Source organism: Winogradskyella eximia (assembly GCF_003386165.1).
GTDB classification, from domain to species: Bacteria; Bacteroidota; Bacteroidia; order Flavobacteriales; family Flavobacteriaceae; genus Winogradskyella; species Winogradskyella eximia.
In genome coordinates this window covers 110760-131094 of the sequence record NZ_QRDV01000010.1, presented here as the reverse complement: position 1 = coordinate 131094, position 20335 = coordinate 110760, and the positions used below count along the sequence as shown (strand labels likewise).

Annotated in this window: 20 protein-coding genes; 11 read left to right on the top strand and 9 right to left on the bottom strand. The window is 31.9% G+C overall.

Annotation, left to right across the window (positions count from 1 at the left end; translation table 11 throughout):
* The first annotated feature begins 6 nt into the window (after positions 1 to 6).
* From DFQ10_RS17575 to DFQ10_RS17565, 3 genes are read left to right on the top strand one after another with little or no spacing between them, the layout of a single operon-like run.
* Positions 7 to 858, top strand: coding sequence for a peptidyl-prolyl cis-trans isomerase (locus DFQ10_RS17575; RefSeq protein WP_245940765.1), 852 nt, complete (start codon positions 7 to 9; stop codon positions 856 to 858).
* Positions 806 to 2260, top strand: a complete 1455-nt coding sequence (locus DFQ10_RS17570; RefSeq protein ID WP_115818750.1) for a peptidylprolyl isomerase — start codon at positions 806 to 808, stop codon at positions 2258 to 2260. Before DFQ10_RS17575 ends, DFQ10_RS17570 begins: the two co-directional genes overlap by 53 nt.
* A 6-nt stretch (positions 2261 to 2266) precedes the next feature.
* Positions 2267 to 3220 carry an AAA family ATPase gene (locus DFQ10_RS17565; RefSeq protein WP_115818749.1) on the top strand — a complete coding sequence of 318 codons (954 nt, stop codon included), beginning with the start codon at positions 2267 to 2269 and terminating at the stop codon, positions 3218 to 3220.
* Positions 3221 to 3318: 98 nt separating this feature from the next.
* Here DFQ10_RS17565 and miaE read toward each other — a convergent pair whose 3' ends face one another.
* The 8 genes from miaE to DFQ10_RS17525 form a co-directional block, all read right to left on the bottom strand.
* On the bottom strand, positions 3319 to 3900 hold the full coding sequence (miaE, locus tag DFQ10_RS17560) for a tRNA-(ms[2]io[6]A)-hydroxylase (protein ID WP_115818748.1): 582 nt from the start codon (positions 3898 to 3900) through the stop codon (positions 3319 to 3321).
* Between the two features lie 2 nt (positions 3901 to 3902).
* On the bottom strand, positions 3903 to 4487 hold the full coding sequence (locus tag DFQ10_RS17555) for a hypothetical protein (protein ID WP_115818747.1): 585 nt from the start codon (positions 4485 to 4487) through the stop codon (positions 3903 to 3905).
* 30 nt (positions 4488 to 4517) lie between these two features.
* Positions 4518 to 5111 carry a DUF6985 domain-containing protein gene (locus DFQ10_RS17550; RefSeq protein WP_245940764.1) on the bottom strand — a complete coding sequence of 198 codons (594 nt, stop codon included), beginning with the start codon at positions 5109 to 5111 and terminating at the stop codon, positions 4518 to 4520.
* Positions 5112 to 5114: 3 nt separating this feature from the next.
* A complete protein-coding gene (dnaX, locus tag DFQ10_RS17545; RefSeq protein WP_115818745.1) occupies positions 5115 to 6836 on the bottom strand; it encodes a DNA polymerase III subunit gamma/tau in 1722 nt (573 codons plus the stop codon).
* A 192-nt stretch (positions 6837 to 7028) separates the two neighbouring features.
* Positions 7029 to 7757, bottom strand: a complete 729-nt coding sequence (locus DFQ10_RS17540; RefSeq protein WP_115818744.1) for a head GIN domain-containing protein — start codon at positions 7755 to 7757, stop codon at positions 7029 to 7031.
* Between the two features lie 51 nt (positions 7758 to 7808).
* Positions 7809 to 8897, bottom strand: coding sequence for a hypothetical protein (locus DFQ10_RS17535; RefSeq protein ID WP_115818743.1), 1089 nt, complete (start codon positions 8895 to 8897; stop codon positions 7809 to 7811).
* Positions 8875 to 9438 (bottom strand): hypothetical protein, encoded by a 564-nt coding sequence (locus DFQ10_RS17530; protein WP_115818742.1) that lies wholly within the window; start codon positions 9436 to 9438, stop codon positions 8875 to 8877. Before DFQ10_RS17530 ends, DFQ10_RS17535 begins: the two co-directional genes overlap by 23 nt.
* Positions 9439 to 9446: 8 nt before the next feature.
* Positions 9447 to 10001, bottom strand: coding sequence for an RNA polymerase sigma factor (locus DFQ10_RS17525; RefSeq protein WP_115818741.1), 555 nt, complete (start codon positions 9999 to 10001; stop codon positions 9447 to 9449).
* 389 nt (positions 10002 to 10390) lie between these two features.
* On the opposite strand from DFQ10_RS17525, the gene lon reads away from it, so the two are divergent.
* The 4 genes from lon (at position 10391) to cmk (ending at position 15415) form a co-directional block, all read left to right on the top strand.
* Complete coding sequence (gene lon / locus DFQ10_RS17520) at positions 10391 to 12844, top strand: endopeptidase La (protein WP_115818740.1); 2454 nt, start codon at positions 10391 to 10393, stop codon at positions 12842 to 12844.
* A complete protein-coding gene (locus DFQ10_RS17515) occupies positions 12828 to 13604 on the top strand; it encodes a LysM peptidoglycan-binding domain-containing protein (protein WP_115818739.1) in 777 nt (258 codons plus the stop codon). Before lon ends, DFQ10_RS17515 begins: the two co-directional genes overlap by 17 nt.
* A gap of 73 nt (positions 13605 to 13677) precedes the next feature.
* The gene (gene porQ / locus DFQ10_RS17510; RefSeq protein WP_147299244.1) at positions 13678 to 14709 is read left to right on the top strand and encodes a type IX secretion system protein PorQ; all 1032 of its coding nucleotides are present in this window, start codon (positions 13678 to 13680) and stop codon (positions 14707 to 14709) included.
* Between the two features lie 16 nt (positions 14710 to 14725).
* A complete protein-coding gene (gene cmk, locus DFQ10_RS17505) occupies positions 14726 to 15415 on the top strand; it encodes a (d)CMP kinase (RefSeq protein WP_115818790.1) in 690 nt (229 codons plus the stop codon).
* Between the two features lie 45 nt (positions 15416 to 15460).
* Here the strand turns inward: cmk and DFQ10_RS17500 are convergent, their stop codons facing one another.
* Positions 15461 to 15838, bottom strand: coding sequence for a LysM peptidoglycan-binding domain-containing protein (locus DFQ10_RS17500; RefSeq protein WP_115818738.1), 378 nt, complete (start codon positions 15836 to 15838; stop codon positions 15461 to 15463).
* A gap of 559 nt (positions 15839 to 16397) precedes the next feature.
* Here DFQ10_RS17500 and rpsA point away from each other — a divergent pair.
* The 4 genes from rpsA (at position 16398) to DFQ10_RS17480 (ending at position 20296) form a co-directional block, all read left to right on the top strand.
* Entirely contained in the window at positions 16398 to 18227 is a 1830-nt protein-coding gene (gene rpsA, locus DFQ10_RS17495; protein ID WP_115818737.1) for a 30S ribosomal protein S1, read from the top strand.
* 161 nt (positions 18228 to 18388) lie between these two features.
* Positions 18389 to 18928, top strand: a complete 540-nt coding sequence (pyrR, locus tag DFQ10_RS17490; protein WP_115818736.1) for a bifunctional pyr operon transcriptional regulator/uracil phosphoribosyltransferase PyrR — start codon at positions 18389 to 18391, stop codon at positions 18926 to 18928.
* Positions 18929 to 19030: 102 nt separating this feature from the next.
* Positions 19031 to 19960: an aspartate carbamoyltransferase catalytic subunit gene (locus DFQ10_RS17485; RefSeq protein WP_092471147.1), complete on the top strand. Its 930-nt coding sequence runs from the start codon at positions 19031 to 19033 to the stop codon at positions 19958 to 19960.
* Between the two features lie 3 nt (positions 19961 to 19963).
* Entirely contained in the window at positions 19964 to 20296 is a 333-nt protein-coding gene (locus DFQ10_RS17480) for a ribonuclease Z (RefSeq protein ID WP_115818735.1), read from the top strand.
* Positions 20297 to 20335: the final 39 nt, after the last annotated feature.

The window sequence follows — 20335 nt, the reverse complement described above, 5'->3', positions numbered from 1 at the left end:
TTTTTTTTGAAACATACTCCATACATATTTCTTATTAGTCTGCTTTTGGTAAGCTGTGACTTCTTTAAAAAGTCAGAGGGTGTTGATCCAGTGGCTAGAGTTAATGAAACTTATCTTTATAAAGAAGATATTATTGATGTAGTACCAAAAGGAGCATCTAAAGAAGATAGTACTTTAGTTGTCAACGCTTACATTAACCGTTGGGCTAGGCAACTGCTTTTAATGGATGGAGCTTTGATTAATTTATCAGAAAAAAAGCAAAATGAATTTTCTAGGTTAGTAGAACAATATAAAAACGATTTATATGCTAAGGCTTATTTAGAAGGTTTGGTTAAGAAAAATATTGATAGTTTAGTAAAAACGGAAGAAGCAGAGTTATTCTACGAGGCCAACAAAGAATCATTTAAGCTCAATGACGATTTAATTCAGTTTAGGTACGTAAGTTTACCGTTAAACCCAATAAATCTAGATACCATAAAAACACGTTTTAAACGGTTTGAAGCTAAGGATAAGAGGTATTTAGATTCTATTTCAGTTCAATTTAAATCATATTCCTTAAATGACTCAATTTGGGTAAAATTAAATCGTGTAGCAGAAAAAATTCCGATAATAAACAGTTCAAATAAAAATCAACTGTTAAAAAAAACTAATTTCTTACAACTCAAAGATTCATTAAACCTATATTTGATGCAAGTTAATGACGTACGACTTCAAAACGACTACGCTCCAATGGATTATGTAAAAACGTCAATTAATAAAATTGTTATAAACAAGAGAAAATTAGAGCTCATCAAGCAACTCGAAAATGATATTACAAAAGATGCGATTAAAAACAATAAATTCCAAATTTATAATTAAAGCTGCCCTTTTGGTTGGCTTTATGTCATTCAACTTTAGCAATGCTCAAGAAATCATTGAGGACGAAGCTCCACAGGTTGAAAAAGCAAAAGATTCAGTTGTAAATACCACACGTATAAAAGCGGATGGTGTTGCTGCTGTAGTTGGTGATTTTATTATTCTAGAATCCGATCTAGACAGAGAAATTGCTCAGTTAAAGGCACAAGGAGCAGATTTAAAAGGTTTAACGAGATGTGAACTTTTTGGTAGTTTGTTAGAAAGTAAATTGTATGCTCACCAAGCAATTCAAGATAGTGTTATTGTAAATGAGTTATACATAAAGTCGCGTGTAGACCAACAAATTCAAGGTATTTTAGGTCAATTAAATGGCGACATGTCTAAATTACTTAAATTTTATAAAAAGGATTCTGAGCAAGCATTGAGAGATGAAATGTATGAAATTAACAAAAATGCTTATCTCGCTCAAGAAATGCAAGGTAAAGTAACAGGGGATATAGAAGTTACTCCAGAAGAAGTGCGTACCTTTTTTAATGATATTCCTAAAGACGAACGTCCTACGTTTGGTACAGAATTAAAGCTAGCAGAAATTGTAATCATTCCTGAAGTAACAGAAGAAGCAAAGCAAGCTGTAATTGATAAATTAAAAGGTTTTAAAGTAGATATAGAGGAAAACGGTTCTAGTTTTACAACTAAAGTATTGTTTTACACTGAAGATGCTGCTTCTAAACCAGATGGAGGAAAATATACATTGAACAGAAAACAACCAAGAATGGTTAAAGAGTTTAGAGATGTTGCGTTCTCAATGCAAGAAGGTGAAATTTCTGAACCTTTTGAAACTGATTTTGGATACCATATTATTTACTTAGAGAAAATTAGAGGTCAAGAATATGATGTAAGACATATATTATTACGTCCAGAATTAACACAAGAAGCTATTAAAAAAGCTAAGGACGAAATTGATGAAGTTAGAGCAAAAATCATTGATGGTACTCTAACATTTGCTGAAGCAGCTAGAGAGTTTAGTGATCAAAAAGAAACTAAATTTGAAGGTGGACAAATGACAAATCCTACAACACAAGATTTTAATTTTGAATTAACCAGAATGGATCCAGAATTGTATTCTCAAATACAAGATTTAAAAGATGGTGAAATTAGCGAAGTGTTACAAGATGAAGATCGTATAAATAGAATCAAATTTAAGATTTTAACCGTTACAGACCGTATAGATGATCACGAAGCAGACTTTGCTAAAGATTATTTAAAGATTAAAAATCTAGCCTTACAAGATAAGCAGATTAGAGCTGTAGAAAAATGGCAAAAAGAAACTATTGTGGATACTTACATTAAAATTAATGGAGAGTATAGAGATTGTGACTTTCAAAGTAACTGGTTAAAAAAATAATAGAATATGTCTGATGTTGCTATAATTGAAAATTTTGTTAAAAAATACGCTGCGCTAAAGCAAGAGGTTGCTAAAGTTATCATCGGCCAAGATAAAGTGGTTGATGAGGTATTGATTTCTATTTTTTCTGGAGGACATTCACTTTTAGTTGGTGTACCTGGTTTAGCAAAAACGTTAATGGTTAACACTATAGCACAAGCTTTAGGTTTAAACTTTAAACGTATTCAGTTTACACCAGATTTAATGCCTAGCGATATTCTTGGTAGCGAAATTTTAGATGAAAATCGACAATTCAAGTTTATAAAAGGTCCAATTTTTTCTAATATTATTTTGGCCGATGAGATTAACAGAACTCCACCAAAAACGCAAGCAGCCTTATTAGAAGCGATGCAGGAGCGTTCGGTTACAGTGGCTGGTCATCAATATAAACTAAGTTTACCTTATTTTGTTTTAGCAACACAAAACCCAATTGAGCAAGAAGGAACTTATCCTTTGCCAGAAGCACAATTAGACCGATTTATGTTTTCTATTAATTTGCAATATCCTTCGTTTCAAGAGGAAGTAGATGTGGTTAAAGCAACTACAACAGATGTTAAAGCTTCTGTAAATGCTTTATTTACGGCACAAGAAATTATCGATTTTCAGAATGTAATTCGTCGTATTCCAGTAGCAGATAATGTCATTGAATATGCAGTAGCTTTAGTGGGTAAAACAAGACCAAAAGAGGACACAGCTGCAGATATTGTAAAAGAGTTTGTAGATTGGGGAGCAGGACCAAGAGCTTCTCAAAATTTAATATTAGCAGCTAAAACACATGCTGCTACTAAAGGGAAATTTTCACCAGATATAGAAAATATTCAAGCTGTAGCTACAGGAATTCTAAGACATAGAATTATTAAAAATTACAAAGCAGAAGCGGAAGGTATTACTGACGAGAAGATTATTGAGAGTTTGTTTTAAGACTTCTGAATATATTTTGAATATAAAAAAAACGACTATCAAAATTGATGGTCGTTTTTTGTTTTAGTTAGTAACGCTGAGTATCAATAAATGTCTACTTACCCATGTATTGTTTCCTTATTTCCTAAGTTTTTCATAATCTCAGCTTCATAATCGAGTAGTGCTTCCCATTTTTCATCAACCTCAGTTCGGTCTCCATATTGTCTCGCAAAATTTAAAAACATAGTGTAATGACCTGCTTCGCTAATCATTAGTTTACGATAAAATTTTGCCAGTTTCTTGTCTTCTAATTCTTCAGACAATAATCTAAAACGTTCGCAACTGCGCGCTTCTATTAATGCAGCGTACAAAAGTCTGTGCACTAATTGTGTGGTTCGGCTTCCGCCTTTAGGGAAGAATTTTATAAGAGCTAATACATAATCATCTTTACGATCTCTACCAAGCGTCCAGCCGTTTTCTAATATTCTATCATGCACCATTTTAAAATGACTCATTTCTTCTTCCACCAAAGCTATCATTTCTTGAACAAGATCTGTGTACTCAGGGAAACCTACAATTAGAGAAATGGCTGTGCTTGCCGCTTTTTGCTCGCAGTAAGCATGGTCGGTTAAAATATCTTCAATATTTTTTTCTACAATATTAACCCATCTTGGATCGGTTGGTAATTTTAGTCCTAACATAATTATTTTACTTCAAGGTGAACAATATTTGACTTTCCCTTATCATCTATAAATAATGTATGAGACGAATATTTATCAGATTCTGGAATGGCATACGTAATGTCTATTAATACCATATTTGTATACGTTGGGTCATCATTAACATTAATCGATTTTAAAATAGCAAGCGTATCAAAATTATATAAATCAGAACCAGTCACTAAATTTTCATTGTAACTGAATGCCTCATTCACTTTTTGTTTATCAAAAGTCTCACGATATATTTCCTTATTGTCTTTGGTAACACTAATATCAAATTTGAAATTTCTATAGTGCGTTTGATGATTTATAGTGTCTTTAATTTTTGAAAAACGAACAGTATTAGACATATCAGAATAGGTTTTTATTTTCACACGGAAACCATTACTCATTAAAGTATCTATTTCTTGTTCTAGATAGGTTTCTGGTATATAAACATGAGTTTCAAAGTTCACTGTTTTTTTGAATGCTTCAATACTTTCAGACAATGCTTGTTGTTTCGTTTTTTTGTTTTCACAGCTTGTGAAGCCAATAGCTATAATTAATAATAATCCTAATACATGTTTCATATTAATTTGATTATATATTTATAAATAATTTTAATTCCAAAATTTCCACCATTTAGATGTTGTAGTGGATGCGTTAAATTGACTGAGTAACTTATCTTCGTTATCAGGTTTGTTGTAGGCATCAGCTTCAGTGATATGTCCATCTTGAGCACTAATTCTGGTTAATATCTTTCCTTGCCTAAACACCAATTGAAGCCCATGCTCTTGTTCCCATTCGCATTCACACGTTACATTAATATAAATGTTTTCATCGTGTCTATGTCTTCTAGTGACAAAAATAGTTTGAGGATAAATAAAATTCCAAATTTCATTTTCATCTTTAATATTCCATAGTGGTTGGTCGGCCTCATCAAATTCTATTGCATTTAAAAAGTCCATACAGTTTTTATAGGCCAGATGAGATAGTGATAAGCGATCAGTTTCTGATTTTTCTAAAAATGTTTTGAGAGCTTCATCAGCATCTTTAATAAATAAAGCATCACTTTCGGGAACAAAACCCATAAAGGCAATTTCTACCGTTTTGTTATTGAAAAAGGGAATTTTAATAGGTAAACTATGCCACCAATCTTCAAATTGATTGTCTTGATTTAATTCGCCGATTATGTCACTTTTAATACTTGCCATTATTTAGATATCCAATCCAAATGTTTGGCGTAAAACCTCAATATTCGGATTTTTTTCTTTTAGTTTTTCGTATTTTTCTAAGGGTGTAAAAGCGTATTTTTTTGCAATCTCTTCGTTTACTGTAATATCTAATTTTAAGTCGTAATTAAGCAATTTTTTCTTTAAAAAGGTCATTAACGGAAACTCAGCACGTTCTAATTCTATCTTATTGGTGTTATTAGAATAGGTTAAATAAATGGTAGTACCTTTTAATTTTGGTTGATCCATTTGTAAAATAGATGCCATAATTTTTTCACCTTTCTTATCCATTTGAGCCGTATAGATTTTCCAAGCTTCATCTAAGGCTTCTTGCGTTACAGGCTCTTTTGGTAAATCATCTTCATCAATAACCACATCCATTTGGCGTAATTGATGTTCTTTTTTTTCTCTAATACTTCTTAATGATAAACCAGAAGTAGATTTTTTAGGTTGATTTATGGATATCTTAGGAATACTAATAACAGGCTCAGCTACTGCAGCAGCAGTTGGCTTTGTGTTTTCTTTAGTAGTACTGGTGCTTACAGGTGTTTTTGCTTCAACTTTTGGTTTAGTAACCGGAATAGGAGTAATACCTTTTGCTTTAAAATACGAAGGCGGAATTATGAAGTGCCTAAGATTTTTTTTTTCTCCATCAAAAGTGATAGAGGCTAATTGCATAAGCGTTAATTCAACTAATAAGCGTTGATTTTTACTCGTTTTATATTTTAAATCACAGTCATTCGCCATCCGAATGCCTTCCATTAGAAAGGTATGAGTCGTTTTTTGTGATTGTTCCATGTATTTTTGACTGGTATCTTCACCAACTTCTAACAAAGGAATTGTTGAAGGATTTTTACAAACCATTAAATCTCTAAAATGAGACGCTAGACCTGCAATATAATGATGACCATCAAATCCTTTAGAAAGAATTGTGTTGAATTGTATCAGTAAATCAGGGATCTTATTTTCTAAGATAAAATCTGTACTTGTAAAATAGGTTTCGTAATCTAAAACGTTTAAGTTTTCAGTTACGGCTTGCCTTGTTAAGTTTTTACCAGAAAAGCTAACTACACGATCAAAAATTGAAAGTGCATCTCGCATGGCGCCATCTGCTTTTTGAGCTATAATATGAAGGGCATCATCTTCTGCGTTAATACCTTGCTCTTCAGCAATATATTTTAAATACGATTTAGCATCAGAAACGGTGATACGTTTAAAATCGAATATTTGACAACGCGATAGTATCGTCGGGATAATTTTATGCTTTTCAGTGGTCGCTAAAATAAAGATACAATGCTTAGGTGGTTCTTCTAATGTTTTTAAAAACGCATTAAAAGCCGCTTGAGATAACATATGCACCTCATCAATGATATAAACTTTGTACTTTCCTACTTGTGGCGGAATTCTAACCTGATCGGTTAAGCTTCTAATATCATCAACCGAGTTATTTGAAGCCGCATCGAGTTCAAAAATGTTGAAAGCAAAATCTTCGTCTTCACTTGTGTTGCCATCACTATTAATCATTTTTGAAAGAATACGTGCACAAGTTGTTTTACCAACTCCACGAGGTCCTGTAAATAATAAAGCTTGGGCTAGGTGATTATTTTCAATAGCATTAAGCAAAGTATTTGTAATAGCCTGCTGACCCACAACATCCTTAAAGGTTTGTGGTCTGTATTTACGAGCTGATACTACAAAATGTTCCAATTCTATACTGAATTTGCTTGTGTGATATTATTTTAATAATCTGAAATACAAATTTAAAAAAAGAAGCTCAATTTAGGGTTTAAATAGAGCTAAGTTTATTTGAGTTATTAACAGTTTTCATTTTAAATATGATTGATAACAATTAAAAGCTCATATTTAATAAACCATTTATCAATTAGAATACAGATTTAATTATTTATTGCTAACGCTACCAGAACCTGTAATCTTAGTGTCTTTGTGTGTTGGTTTTCCTGTATAGTTTAAATCACCAGAACCTGTTATTCTAGCTAATAAGTCACCGTTGCAAACCACATTAGCAGATCCTGATCCTGTAATTTTAGTCGTCACATTAGTACTCTGTAATGCTTTGCCATCAAAATCTCCAGAACCGGCAATTTTTATAGTTAAGTCTTTAGCAGAGCCTTCTAATTCAATATCACCAGAACCAGCAATACTACTTTCTATAGATTTTGCGTTAATATTTAAATCTATATCACCAGAGCCTGCTAAGGCAACACTAAAGTCATTAGCTTCTATGGTGCCTGAGTTTTCAATATCACCAGAACCAGCTAGCGAAACTGAACTTATAGATTCATAAGGAATTGTAATTACAATGGTTTGGGTGGGTTTTAGATTATAACCATCTTTTACTTTAGCATAAACTAAATTGTTTTTTACCTCGACAATTATATAATCCATAAGGTTGGCATCACCTTTAATTGAAATTTCGCCTTCAGAGCCTTTTACCAATTTAAAGTCCATTGGTCCTGCAGCTTTTATACCGTCGTAAGAAGCTGTTGTTATGGTTTGGGTTGTAATGTTGCCATCACCTTTAATCTTTTTTCCATTTCCCCATTGAGCACAAGATAGTGTTGTACATAAAAGAAAAGCTAATACTGTAATTGATTGTAATAGTTTCATGATTGTTTGATTTTTTAATTGATGTTATGTGTTATTAGAAATAATGAATGTTTAGAACTTTTTGAAGCTCACGCTTCCGTACTCTGATTTAATCTTTACAAAATTCCCGGAATTTTGTGTACCATAATAACCGCTATATTTTTTTTCGGTCATATCTATTTCTTTATTTATAAAATTAAAACCGTCTGATTCGCGTAACGATGCATATTCTAAATCAATATCAAAACTGAAATTATAGTCAACATCATGTCCTATTGTGATACCTGTAAAATCGGCATTAATATCTATATTTTTTGCTTTAGATGCTATGCGGTCAATTTTTACAGAACCGTAATTAGCATCAATTTTTACGTTTTTAAAAACACTCCCTAGTCTTAAAGTTAAGTAATCACCTTTACCATTAAAATTATTGACATTGTCCACTTTCAATGAGCCATAATCACAGTTGTAGCTAACGTTTTCTCCGACTTCTATAATGGACTTAGTATAATCTGCTTTTACGATTAGATTCTTAGTTTTTGCGACTGTAAACCCGCTATAATCTGCTGTTATTTTTCCGCCTTTTATGTATTCAAAATAACAATTAGAGCTATAGTCAAATCTTATGTCATTGTTATCAGCCATGAGTTCTTTGGTAGTTATTTTACCATAATCGCAACTGATTTTTGCAACACCGTTTAAGCGATCTAAATTTATAGAACCATAGTCTTGACTTAAGTCTACATTACCAGAAATAGGCATTTTAATAACATAATTGATTTCAATTTGAAGGCTCATGTTTTTTCCCCAATTCCACCAGTTACTTTTATTTTTACTGATATGTGTAATAGCAGATACCAAATCGTTAGTAGATGAGAATTCTATATTAATACCATCAATTTTTTCTTGAACTTTTTCTGCATTGTTACCCGTAACTTTAATAAGTATATCAAAGTCAATTCGGTTTTCTTCCCAAGTAATTACATCAACATTCCCAAAGCTGTTATCTACTTTTAATGTCGCATTAGATGATACATTAAATGATTTTTTAATGCTTCGCTCTTTAGAGGATTTTATAAGGTCTTCACCTGTAATTGCTAATACAATACTCGGTAGGAGTAAAAGCAAAAAAGCGATTCTATATTGTATTTTTAGGTTCATTTGTATTTGTTTTAAGTTCTTTAATTGTTTCAATTTGTTCTAAAACGGAGTTTAGAATGTCAATTCTATTCTGAAAGTTTGAAATCATTGCGTAAATAACACGTTGGTTTTTTCCGCTTTCAGTTAAATCTGTTTTTAATTTTTTATAATCTGTTTCTAAAAGTTGAATTTGTACTAAAGCATCTGTGATAATTTGTTCTGTTAATGGTGAACGTTCTTTGTTTAGTTTTTTTAATTCGTTTTCAATAGTAACCGTAAAAAAGTCTTGTGTTTCTGACATTTCTGGCGATACGCTTGCTAAATCTAAATCTTCAGGCTGATTTTGTAACGTTGTAAACAGACCTAAACAAATGATAATAGAAGCTGCAACGGCTAAAAAAGGCTTCCAGTTAAAACGCGATATCTTTTTAACTTCGGTTGAAGCTATAGTATTAGATTTCAACTTGTCTAAAAATCGTTGTTCATGATTGCTTTGAGGTGTTTCAATATCAAATTGATCCTTCAAACCATCAAATAAACTTTCTAAATTATCTTTTTCCATAATTAATTTTAGGATGCTTTTAGTACTAATTTTTTTCTTAAGCTCTCTTTCGCTCTCGATATTAAAGTTCTGCAATTGGCATAAGAGATATTCATAATCTCGCAGATTTCTTCGTAATCGTAACCTTCAATTAAATGTAATGTTAAACTCAAATTGTAATTGGGTTTTAAAGTTTTCATAACATTTAAAATTTGTTTCACTTTCTCATTATTCTGATCTGGCTCAACAATGCCATCGTCGTCTTCAACTTTATAAATTACAGATTCTAAAGGCACTTCGTTTTGTTTTATGGTTTTGTGGTAGTAACCAATACTATTATTAATTACAATCCGTTTTAACCAAGCACCAAATAACTGAGTGTCATCTAGAGTGTTTATTTTTGTAAAAGCCGTTAAAAAAGACTCTTGCATTATGTCTTCAGCCTTAAAGGAATCTTTTACAATTCTTATGGCTGTGTTATACATCGCTTTGTGGTATCTGTTATAAATTTCCAACTGTGCACGTTGGTTTCCAGATTGACAAAGCAGTAATAACTGTTCGATATTTTGATTGGTTGATGTCAAAAAAACATTTGCTTTTATTAATAGATGGTATCTTTTTTAAAGTGTTACAGTTTTAATGAAAAAAGTTTTAAATTTTTAATGCCTTTAGTTCGTTAGAGTATTAGCTAAGTCACGACTATTATGTATCGAGAATATTTTTTTTAATTATGTCTCGATGCTAATTATCCTGATTATCATTATATAAATTCACTTGAAGTCACTAATTTTATTTAAAATTAGAAAAGGTTTCATGTCAATCAAAGGTAATGGCATAACAATTGAAATTACATAAGTGTGAATAACTTTGAATATCTTATAATGTACTGGTATTCAGTGTAAAGTTAATTATTAATACATTTAAAATAATGCTGATCTGTAAGAGTTTATGACAGAATGGCTATAAAATATATATGAAAAAATCAAAATTTTTAAATTTAGACAATCTGTCATTTCAGGATTTCGATGAGAATTCAGAATTAATTCCATTAATGACACCTGAAGATGAAGAATTAATTAATAGCGAGTCTCTGCCAGACTCTTTGCCAATTTTGCCATTACGAAATACGGTTTTATTTCCTGGTGTAGTTATTCCTATTACTGCAGGTAGAGATGCATCAATTAAGTTAATTAATGATGCTAACAAAGGAGGAAAAGTCATTGGAGTGGTGTCTCAAAAAGATGAGGCTGTTGAAAACCCTACAGCAAAAGATATCTATAAAACAGGAACCGTTGCTAGGATCTTAAAGGTGCTGAAAATGCCAGATGGCAATACCACAGTAATTATTCAAGGTAAAAAGCGTTTTTCTATTAATGAAGTGGTTTCAGAAAAACCTTATTTAACAGCAACAATATCTGATATTCCTGAAGCTAAACCAGCAAAAGAGAATGAAGAATTTAGAGCTATAATTGATTCTATTAAAGAATTGTCTTTAGATATTATAAAGGAAAGTCCAAATATTCCTTCTGAAGCAAGTTTTGCTATCAAAAATATTGAAAGTGATTCGTTTTTAGTGAATTTTGTATCCTCTAACATGAATCTTAGAGTAGAGGAGAAGCAAGAATTATTAAAGATTAATGATCTTAAAGAACGTGCGCTTCAAACTTTAAAATTCATGAATCTTGAATATCAAAAGCTAGAGCTTAAAAACGATATTCAGAATAAGGTTCAGAGTGATATGAATCAACAACAACGCGAATATTTCTTGCATCAGCAAATGAAAACCATTCAAGAAGAATTGGGTGGAGGCGTGTCTTCTGGTGAAGATATAGAAGATATGAAAATGCGTGCTAAGGATAAAAAATGGGACGATAAAGTAAAGGAACATTTTGAAAAAGAATTAGCAAAAATGCAGCGTATGAATCCTCAGGTAGCTGAGTATTCTATTCAACGTAATTATTTAGATCTCTTTTTAGATTTGCCTTGGAATGAGTTTAGTAAGGATAAATTCGATTTAAAACGAGCTATAAAAATCTTAGATCGTGACCATTTTGGATTAGAAGATGTTAAGAAGAGAATCATAGAGTATTTAGCGGTTTTAAAACTGCGAAATGATATGAAGTCGCCAATTCTTTGTTTATATGGACCTCCAGGTGTTGGTAAAACATCGTTGGGTAAATCTATTGCAGAGGCCTTGGGTAGAGAATATGTGCGTATTTCATTAGGCGGATTAAGAGATGAAGCTGAAATTAGAGGTCATAGAAAAACCTATATTGGTGCTATGCCAGGACGAATTATTCAGAGTTTAAAGAAAGCAGGGACTTCAAATCCTGTCTTTGTTTTAGATGAAATAGATAAATTATCTGCAGGTCACCAAGGAGATCCTTCGTCTGCCATGTTAGAAGTGTTAGATCCGGAGCAAAACAATGAGTTTTATGATAATTTCCTAGAGATGGGATACGATTTATCTAAAGTGATGTTTATTGCTACGTCTAATAGCATGAATACTATTCAGCCAGCATTAAGAGATCGTATGGAGATTATTAATGTTACTGGTTATACGATTGAAGAAAAGGTAGAAATCGCTAAGCGTCACTTATTGCCAAAACAATTAAAAGAGCATGGTTTAGATGACAAAGCTTTAAAAATAGCAAAGCCACAACTCGAAAAAATTGTTGAAGGTTACACACGTGAATCTGGAGTAAGAGGACTAGAAAAACAAATTGCAAAAATGGTACGTTATGCGGCCAAGAATATTGCAATGGAAGAGGAGTACAATATAAAAATATCTAATGAAGATATCATTGAAATTTTAGGAAGTCCTAGAATGGAACGTGATAAATATGAAAACAATGATGTTGCAGGTGTTGTAACAGGTTTAGCATGGACAAGCGTTGGAGGTGATATTCTGTTTATAGAATCTATTTTATCTAAAGGAAAAGGGACTTTAAGTATTACAGGTAATTTAGGGAAGGTGATGAAGGAATCTGCTACTATTGCTATGGAATATATAAAGGCAAACGCAGAAGAATTTGGGATTAATCCTGAAGTATTTGAAAAATATAATGTTCACATTCACGTGCCAGAAGGAGCAACTCCAAAAGATGGTCCAAGTGCAGGTGTTACTATGTTAACTTCTTTAGTATCTTTGTTTACACAACGTAAAGTGAAAAAGAGTTTGGCTATGACAGGAGAAATCACTTTAAGAGGTAAAGTATTACCGGTTGGAGGGATCAAAGAAAAAATCTTGGCAGCTAAGCGTGCGCGTATTAAAGAGATTTTACTTTGTGAAGATAATAGAAGAGATATCAATGAGATTAAACCAGAATATTTAAAAGGGTTAACGTTTCATTACGTTACGGATATGAGTGATGTTCTAAAACTAGCACTTACTAAACAAAAAGTAAAAAATGCAAAAGAGCTTTAAACTAATAGTTACATTTTTAATTTGTCATGCTTTTGGATTGGCTGTTATTGCCCAAACTCAAGTTAAATTTAAGGATGTATTATTAGATGGTAAGCCTGCAAAATTAAATATTGCTACTGGTGAAATTGTATTAGTTAAAATAGAAGATAACGTTGTTGAGTCTAATATAGATTCAGTGCTTACAAAATCAATAATGCCATCCAATTCGGATGGCATTATTAATTCTAAAGGTGTTGGAGAAGTTGATGATGCTTCTGATATATATGTTGTTAAAGATAATGAGACCTTATTGGATGTTGCAAGGAGATACAATGTCTCTTTAACGCAATTAAAACAAGCTAATAATTTAGAAACCACATTAATAAATAAAGGACAGAGACTACGTGTTAGAAATTTTGATGTAAAATCAGAAACGATGACATCAACTGATGATTTATCTGAAAATGCAAATGCTAATTATCATATAGTCCAAAAAGGGAATACCTTATTTAGTATCTCTAGACAATATAATTTAAGCGTACAAGACTTAAAAAGAATAAATAGTTTAGAGACCAACCTTATTAATGTTGGTCAAAAACTACGAGTTAAAAAAAATGAAACTTCAACTGAAGATACTAAGCAATCCGTTTATATCGTTAAGACTGGAGATAACTTATATCGTATTGCTTTAAAAAACGGAACGTCTGTTAACGAAATAAAACGTTTAAACGGATTATCAAGTAACCTTATAACAGTAGGTCAGAAATTACTATTGCGATAGAAAAATTTTCGACTGAAAAAATAAAAAAATCATATCGTCGTTTTAAGATAGATTTAGTTATTTTGCAAAATCTATGATTAAGAGGATTCTTACCTTATTTATTATGCTTTTGGCATTGCCTGCGTTTGCGCAATTGGGTGGGGAATCTACCTATCAATTTCTTAATTTAGTATCTTCACCGAGACAGGCTGCTTTAGGTGGTAAAATTATAACTAATTTTGATCACGATGTTACTGAAGCACTTTACAATCCGGCTTCTATTAATTGGAAGATGAACAATCAGTTAGCGGTTAATTATTCGAGCTATTTAGGTGGAATTAGTTACGGAACAGCAGCTTACGCTTATACTTGGGATAGGCATGTACAAACTTTTCATTTTGGAGTCACTTATATCAATTATGGTTCTTTTGATGGTTATGATGTAAGTGGTAATTCTACAGGATCCTTTAATGGAAACGAGACGGCTATATCTTTTGGTTACAACTACAATATTCCTTACACCGATTTTTACATTGGTGCTAATTTAAAAATTATAACATCGCTTTTAGAACAATATAACTCTGTAGGAGGCGCCTTCGATTTTGGAGCCATGTATATTAATGAAAAGCTAGATTTCCATGCAGCCTTAACAGTAAGAAATGTGGGAACTCAGTTTTCTACCTATGCAGGACAACATGAACCATTGCCATTTGAAATTAATTTTGGAATGTCTCAAACTCTAGAGAATGTGCCATTACGTTGGCATTTAACATTAGAGAATTTGCAAAAATGGCCTATAGGAGTCTCTAATCCGGCTAGAGCAACAACAGATTTAGATGGCAACCAAACAGAAGAGAAGGTTAGTTTTTTTAATAAAGGCTTGCGTCATCTTATCTTGGGAGCTGAATTATTTCCGGAAGGAGGTTTTAATATCCGATTAGGTTATAATTTTAGACGTGCAGAAGAGCTAAGAATTGAGGATCAAAGAAATTTTTCTGGACTCTCAGTAGGTGTAGGAATTAAAATTAATAATATGCGATTTAGTTATACGCATGCAAGATATACAAGTGCTTCAAATACTAGTTTTTTCGGACTGCAGATTGATTTAGATGGTAGACGAAGATAAATTAAACACATTTATAATGAATAAAATTATCATTGCAATAGACGGTTTTTCTTCCACAGGAAAGAGTACAGTTGCTAAACAACTAGCTAAAGAGCTTAATTATATCTATGTAGATACTGGAGCAATGTATAGAGCGGTCACTTATTTTGCGCTTGAAAATGAATTTATTGGAGAAGATTTTTTTAATGAAGCTGCCTTAATTGATAGGCTAGGAGATATTAGTATCACTTTTAAGTTTAATGAAGCCGCTGGTTTTGCAGAAGTGTATTTAAATGGTAAAAATATAGAAGCCGAAATTAGAACACTTAGAGTTTCAAAATATGTGAGTCCTGTGGCAACTTTATCTGAAGTAAGACGCAAATTAGTAGAGCAACAACAACTCATGGGAAAAGATAGAGGTATTGTAATGGATGGAAGAGATATTGGAACTGTTGTTTTTCCTAATGCCGAATTAAAAATCTTTATGACAGCCTCTGCAGAAACACGTGCCAAACGTCGTTATAAAGAATTATTAGAGCGTGGCCATAACTTAAGCTACGAAGATGTTTTAGAAAATGTAACTACTAGAGATCATATCGATTCTACAAGAGAAGATTCGCCACTTGTAAAAGCAGAAGATGCTATAGAAATTGATAATTCTGATTTAACAATAGATGAGCAATTGAATACATTGATTGAAAAAGCAAATCAAATTATTTCTAAATAAAAAAAGCGACTCTAAAGTCGCTTTTTAAAAATGTCTGTTTCCTTATTAAAGATTAGGAATAATTAATTCCTGACCAGGATGAATAACATCTGGATTCTTTAAAATGTCAGTATTAGCTTGAAATATTTTTTGATATTTACCTGGCTCACCATAATATTGTTTAGCAATTTTACCTAAAGTTTCACCAGAAACTACAGTATGTCTTGCGTAAACTGATTCATCAGCTACTTTAATATCTGCCATAATATCAGCAGGATTATCTCCACCAACTTCTTTGATCTTATCCCAGATTAAGTTTTTATCGTATTGTGTAGCAGCTGTACCTTTTACTTGAAGTACACCCTCTTTTTCACTAACATCACCATTCTGAATGTTTAATTTTTCTCCTAAGTCTAATACGCCTTGGTATTTTGCTTTAACCATTGTTCTAATATTTTAATTGTTAATAGTATTGTAAATATACCAAAATATGTGCCAAGTTTTATGCAATAAAGCATCATTTTGATATTCTTATTAGTGAGAAACAAAATATAGACTTAAGTCACTTTTATTTTAATTATATCTATAAAAAGCACTTATTATAATAGGCATATTATAAAATATATTACCTAATGATAATTAACGATTAGAATCTTCTTCGATTTAACTAAAGAATTACATAGATAATTAAACCATAAAAGGTAATCATTTTTATATCATTTATGAGTTTGGACTAAATTTAATGTAATAGCATAATTAATATATAATCAATGTGTTGTGTTTATACAATACTAGTTTTATATTCGATTTTAGCATAGGTAATAGCGCTATACTATTTTTAAATAAATATGTTTTGTAAAACCTTATAAATGTTGTACTTTTGCAGACCTTTTTAGCGGATTAAAGAAAGTAAAAGGAAATAAAAACAATTTAATTAATATCTTCTGTAGATTTTTTCGCGAATCTTTCAAAAAACTACAGAATACAAATTATTATTCAGCACATGTCTGAAAAAGAAACAAATCAAGCTGAAGTTGAAGCAACTGAAGCAGTAAAAGCTCCAGTGATCTCTGAAGCACAAGCAAATCCAGAAAAATTCTTAAAAGAGTTCGATTGGCACAAATTCGAAGAAGGAATTGAGCAAGTTGAAGACACTAAATTAGAAGAGTTCGAAAAATTAGTATCAGAAAATTTCGTTGACACTTTAGATGACGAAGTAGTAGAAGGTACTGTAATTACAATCACAGATCGTGATGCAATTATTGACATTAACGCAAAGTCTGAAGGTGTAATTTCTCTTAATGAGTTCCGTTACAACCCTAACTTAGCTGTAGGTGACAAAGTTGAAGTATTAATTGATGTGCGTGAAGATGCAACTGGTCAATTAGTATTATCTCACAGAAAAGCGAGAGTAATCAAAGCATGGGATCGTGTAAACAATGCACATGATACTGGCGAAATCGTTAACGGTTTTGTAAAATGTAGAACTAAAGGTGGTATGATCGTAGATGTATTTGGTATAGAAGCTTTCTTACCAGGTTCTCAAATCGATGTGAAGCCTATTAGAGATTACGATCAGTACGTAAATAAAACTATGGAATTTAAAGTTGTGAAAATCAACCACGAATTCAAAAACATAGTAGTTTCTCATAAAGCTCTTATTGAAGCTGATATTGAAGAACAAAAGAAAGAAATCATTGGTCAACTAGAAAAAGGACAAGTATTAGAAGGTATTGTAAAAAATATTACTTCTTATGGTGTGTTTATCGATTTAGGTGGTGTAGATGGTTTAGTTCACATTACAGATTTATCATGGTCTCGTATCAACCATCCAAATGAGATTGTTGAGTTAGATCAGAAATTAAATGTTGTAATCCTTGATTTTGATGAAAACAAATCAAGAATCCAATTAGGTCTTAAGCAATTATCTAAGCATCCTTGGGAAGCTTTAGGTGAAACTGTAAAAGTTGGAGATAAAGTAAAAGGTAAAGTAGTAGTTATCGCTGATTACGGTGCTTTTGTTGAAGTAGAAGAAGGTGTAGAAGGCTTAGTTCACGTAAGTGAAATGTCTTGGTCTACGCATTTACGTTCTGCTCAAGATTTCGTAACTGTAGGTGATGAAATCGATGCTGTTATCTTAACTTTAGATAGAGAAGATCGTAAAATGTCTCTTGGTATTAAGCAATTAACGCCAGATCCATGGACTGATATTACTACTAAGTATCCTGTAGGTTCTAAGCACTCAGGTATTGTACGTAACTTTACAAACTTTGGTGTTTTTGTTGAATTAGAAGAAGGTATCGACGGATTAATTTATATCTCAGATTTATCTTGGACTAAGAAAATTAAGCATCCATCTGAGTTCTGTAACGTAGGTGATACTTTAGATGTAGTTGTATTAGAATTAGATGTTGAAGGACGTAAATTATCTTTAGGTCACAAACAAACTGAGGAAAACCCTTGGGATAAATATGAAACTGAATTCGCTTTAGATACAGTTCATAAAGCAGCTATTACAGAGATGGTAGATAAAGGAGCAACAATTGATTTTAACGAAGATATCGTTGCCTTTGTACCAGCACGTCATTTAGAGAAAGAAGATGGTTCTAAACTTGGTAAAGGTGAAGAAGCAGAATTCAAGATCATTGAATTTAATAAAGAATTCAAACGTGTTGTAGCATCTCATACAGCAGTATTTAGAGAAGAAGAAGCTAAAATCGTTAAGCAAGCTGTAAGAAAGCAAGAAGCTCAAGCGGCTGAAGCTAAACCAACTTTAGGTGACGCAAATGATGCTTTACAAGCTCTTAAAGATAAAATGGACGGGAAGAAATAATTTCCTCGAATTTTAAATAAACTAAAGCCTCTCGATTTTCGAGAGGCTTTTTTTATACCGTAGTTTGTTTGTCTATACAGTACACTGCCTTTGCAAGAAAAAAGTATTGTCAACAAAATAATTTATCCTAACTTTGTAAGCCAACAACGTTTGGAAACCATATGAGTCACAAAGTACTACTTAACTCTAAAGAAGTCAATATTACCCTTCACAGATTGGCTTGTCAACTCATTGAAAATCACGATGATTTTTCTGAAACTGTATTAATTGGTATTCAACCACGAGGCAAATTTTTAGCAGATCGTTTAGCGCAGATACTAACTGAGGATTACAAGATTAAAAATATTAAACTCGGACATTTAGATATTACGTTTTTTAGAGATGATTTTAGAAGAGGAGATAAACCCTTAGAAGCAAATACAACGATTATAGATTTTATAGTTGAAGATAAAAATGTGGTTTTTATTGACGATGTTTTATATACAGGTAGAAGTATTAGGTCTGCGCTTACAGCAATTCAATCTTTCGGAAGACCAAAAGATATAGAGTTATTAACCTTAATAGATAGACGCTTTAGTCGACATTTACCTATTCAACCTAATTATAGAGGACGACAAGTAGATGCTATAGACAACCAAAAAGTAAAAGTAAAGTGGGTTGAAAATGAAGGTGAAGATGCCGTTTATTTGGTAAATAAATAAGAAGATGAACTCGAACTCGAACTTGAATTTGAATTTGAAAAATAAAAATGAATCGCTAAAGGCCAAAAGCTAATAGCCAAAAGCTAAATAAAGCAAAACAAAATGAGCGAATTAAGTGTCAATCACTTATTAGGAATTAAATATCTTACTAAACAAGATATCGACCTTATTTTTGAAACTGCAGATCAGTTTAAAGAGGTTATTAATAGACCCATAAAAAAAGTACCATCACTTAGAGATATTACTATTGCAAATTTATTTTTTGAAAATTCAACAAGAACAAAATTGTCTTTTGAGTTAGCAGAAAAACGATTATCGGCAGATGTTATTAATTTTTCAGCATCACAATCTTCAGTAAAAAAAGGGGAAACCCTTATAGATACAGTTAACAATATCTTGTCTATGAAAGTAGATATGGTGGTTATGCGTCATCCTAATCCAGGAGCTGGAGTGTTTTTGTCTAAACATGTTAATGCTAGTATTATAAATGCAGGTGATGGCGCACATGAGCATCCTACACAAGCCTTATTAGATTCTTATTCCATTAGAGAGAAATTAGGAAGTGTTAAAGGGAAAAATGTGGTTATTGTAGGTGATATTTTACATAGTAGAGTAGCGCTTTCAAATATATACGCGTTACAACTCCAAGGAGCCAATGTCATGGTCTGTGGACCAAAAACATTATTACCTAAATACATTAAAGATTTAGGAGTGAAAGTAGAAACCAATTTAAAAAAAGCTTTAGAATGGTGCGATGTTGCTAATATGCTTAGAGTACAAAATGAACGTATGGATATTAGTTATTTTCCTTCAACTAGAGAATACACACAACAATTTGGAGTTAATAAAGAACTATTAGATAGCTTAGATAAAGAAATTGTGATTATGCATCCTGGACCTATAAATAGAGGTGTGGAGATTACAAGTGATGTCGCAGATTCTAAACAAGCCATCATCTTAAATCAAGTAGAAAATGGTGTCGCTGTTAGAATGGCCGTTATTTATCTGTTAGCTTCTAAAATAAAACAATAGATTATGATTATAGATAGAGACGGTAATATTACCATAATCGCTCAAGAGAAGGCGTCAGTAAAAACTTTAGTGAACAATATAGAGCAGGCATACGATAAGTATAAAAACTACCATCTAATTATTAGGTTATCGAGCTTAGATAAAATTTCGCTAGAAGATATTATTGAATTTTTACGCTTAAGTAATAATCACAGAGCAGATAAAAAAAGCTTTGTTGTGGTATCTGATCAAGTAGATTTAGACCAAATGCCAGACGAAATAGTCGTAGTACCAACCATTACAGAAGCATACGATATAATTGAAATGGAAGATATGGAACGCGATTTAGGATTTTAAAAGAAGTTTATGAGTTTATCTTATACCATTTATAAACTC

Coding starts and splice junctions, on each gene's coding strand:
- pyrR (WP_115818736.1), top strand. CDS start 18,389: ATGAGTCACAAAGTACTACTTAACTCTAAAGAAGTCAATATTACCCTT.
- DFQ10_RS17540 (WP_115818744.1), bottom strand. CDS start 7,757: ATGAAACTATTACAATCAATTACAGTATTAGCTTTTCTTTTATGTACA.
- cmk (WP_115818790.1), top strand. CDS start 14,726: ATGAATAAAATTATCATTGCAATAGACGGTTTTTCTTCCACAGGAAAG.
- DFQ10_RS17535 (WP_115818743.1), bottom strand. CDS start 8,897: ATGAACCTAAAAATACAATATAGAATCGCTTTTTTGCTTTTACTCCTA.
- DFQ10_RS17565 (WP_115818749.1), top strand. CDS start 2,267: ATGTCTGATGTTGCTATAATTGAAAATTTTGTTAAAAAATACGCTGCG.
- miaE (WP_115818748.1), bottom strand. CDS start 3,900: ATGTTAGGACTAAAATTACCAACCGATCCAAGATGGGTTAATATTGTA.
- DFQ10_RS17570 (WP_115818750.1), top strand. CDS start 806: ATGATATTACAAAAGATGCGATTAAAAACAATAAATTCCAAATTTATA.
- rpsA (WP_115818737.1), top strand. CDS start 16,398: ATGTCTGAAAAAGAAACAAATCAAGCTGAAGTTGAAGCAACTGAAGCA.
- DFQ10_RS17500 (WP_115818738.1), bottom strand. CDS start 15,838: ATGGTTAAAGCAAAATACCAAGGCGTATTAGACTTAGGAGAAAAATTA.
- lon (WP_115818740.1), top strand. CDS start 10,391: ATGAAAAAATCAAAATTTTTAAATTTAGACAATCTGTCATTTCAGGAT.
- DFQ10_RS17555 (WP_115818747.1), bottom strand. CDS start 4,487: ATGAAACATGTATTAGGATTATTATTAATTATAGCTATTGGCTTCACA.
- DFQ10_RS17515 (WP_115818739.1), top strand. CDS start 12,828: ATGCAAAAGAGCTTTAAACTAATAGTTACATTTTTAATTTGTCATGCT.
- DFQ10_RS17550 (WP_245940764.1), bottom strand. CDS start 5,111: ATGGCAAGTATTAAAAGTGACATAATCGGCGAATTAAATCAAGACAAT.
- DFQ10_RS17480 (WP_115818735.1), top strand. CDS start 19,964: ATGATTATAGATAGAGACGGTAATATTACCATAATCGCTCAAGAGAAG.
- DFQ10_RS17530 (WP_115818742.1), bottom strand. CDS start 9,438: ATGGAAAAAGATAATTTAGAAAGTTTATTTGATGGTTTGAAGGATCAA.
- DFQ10_RS17485 (WP_092471147.1), top strand. CDS start 19,031: ATGAGCGAATTAAGTGTCAATCACTTATTAGGAATTAAATATCTTACT.
- porQ (WP_147299244.1), top strand. CDS start 13,678: ATGATTAAGAGGATTCTTACCTTATTTATTATGCTTTTGGCATTGCCT.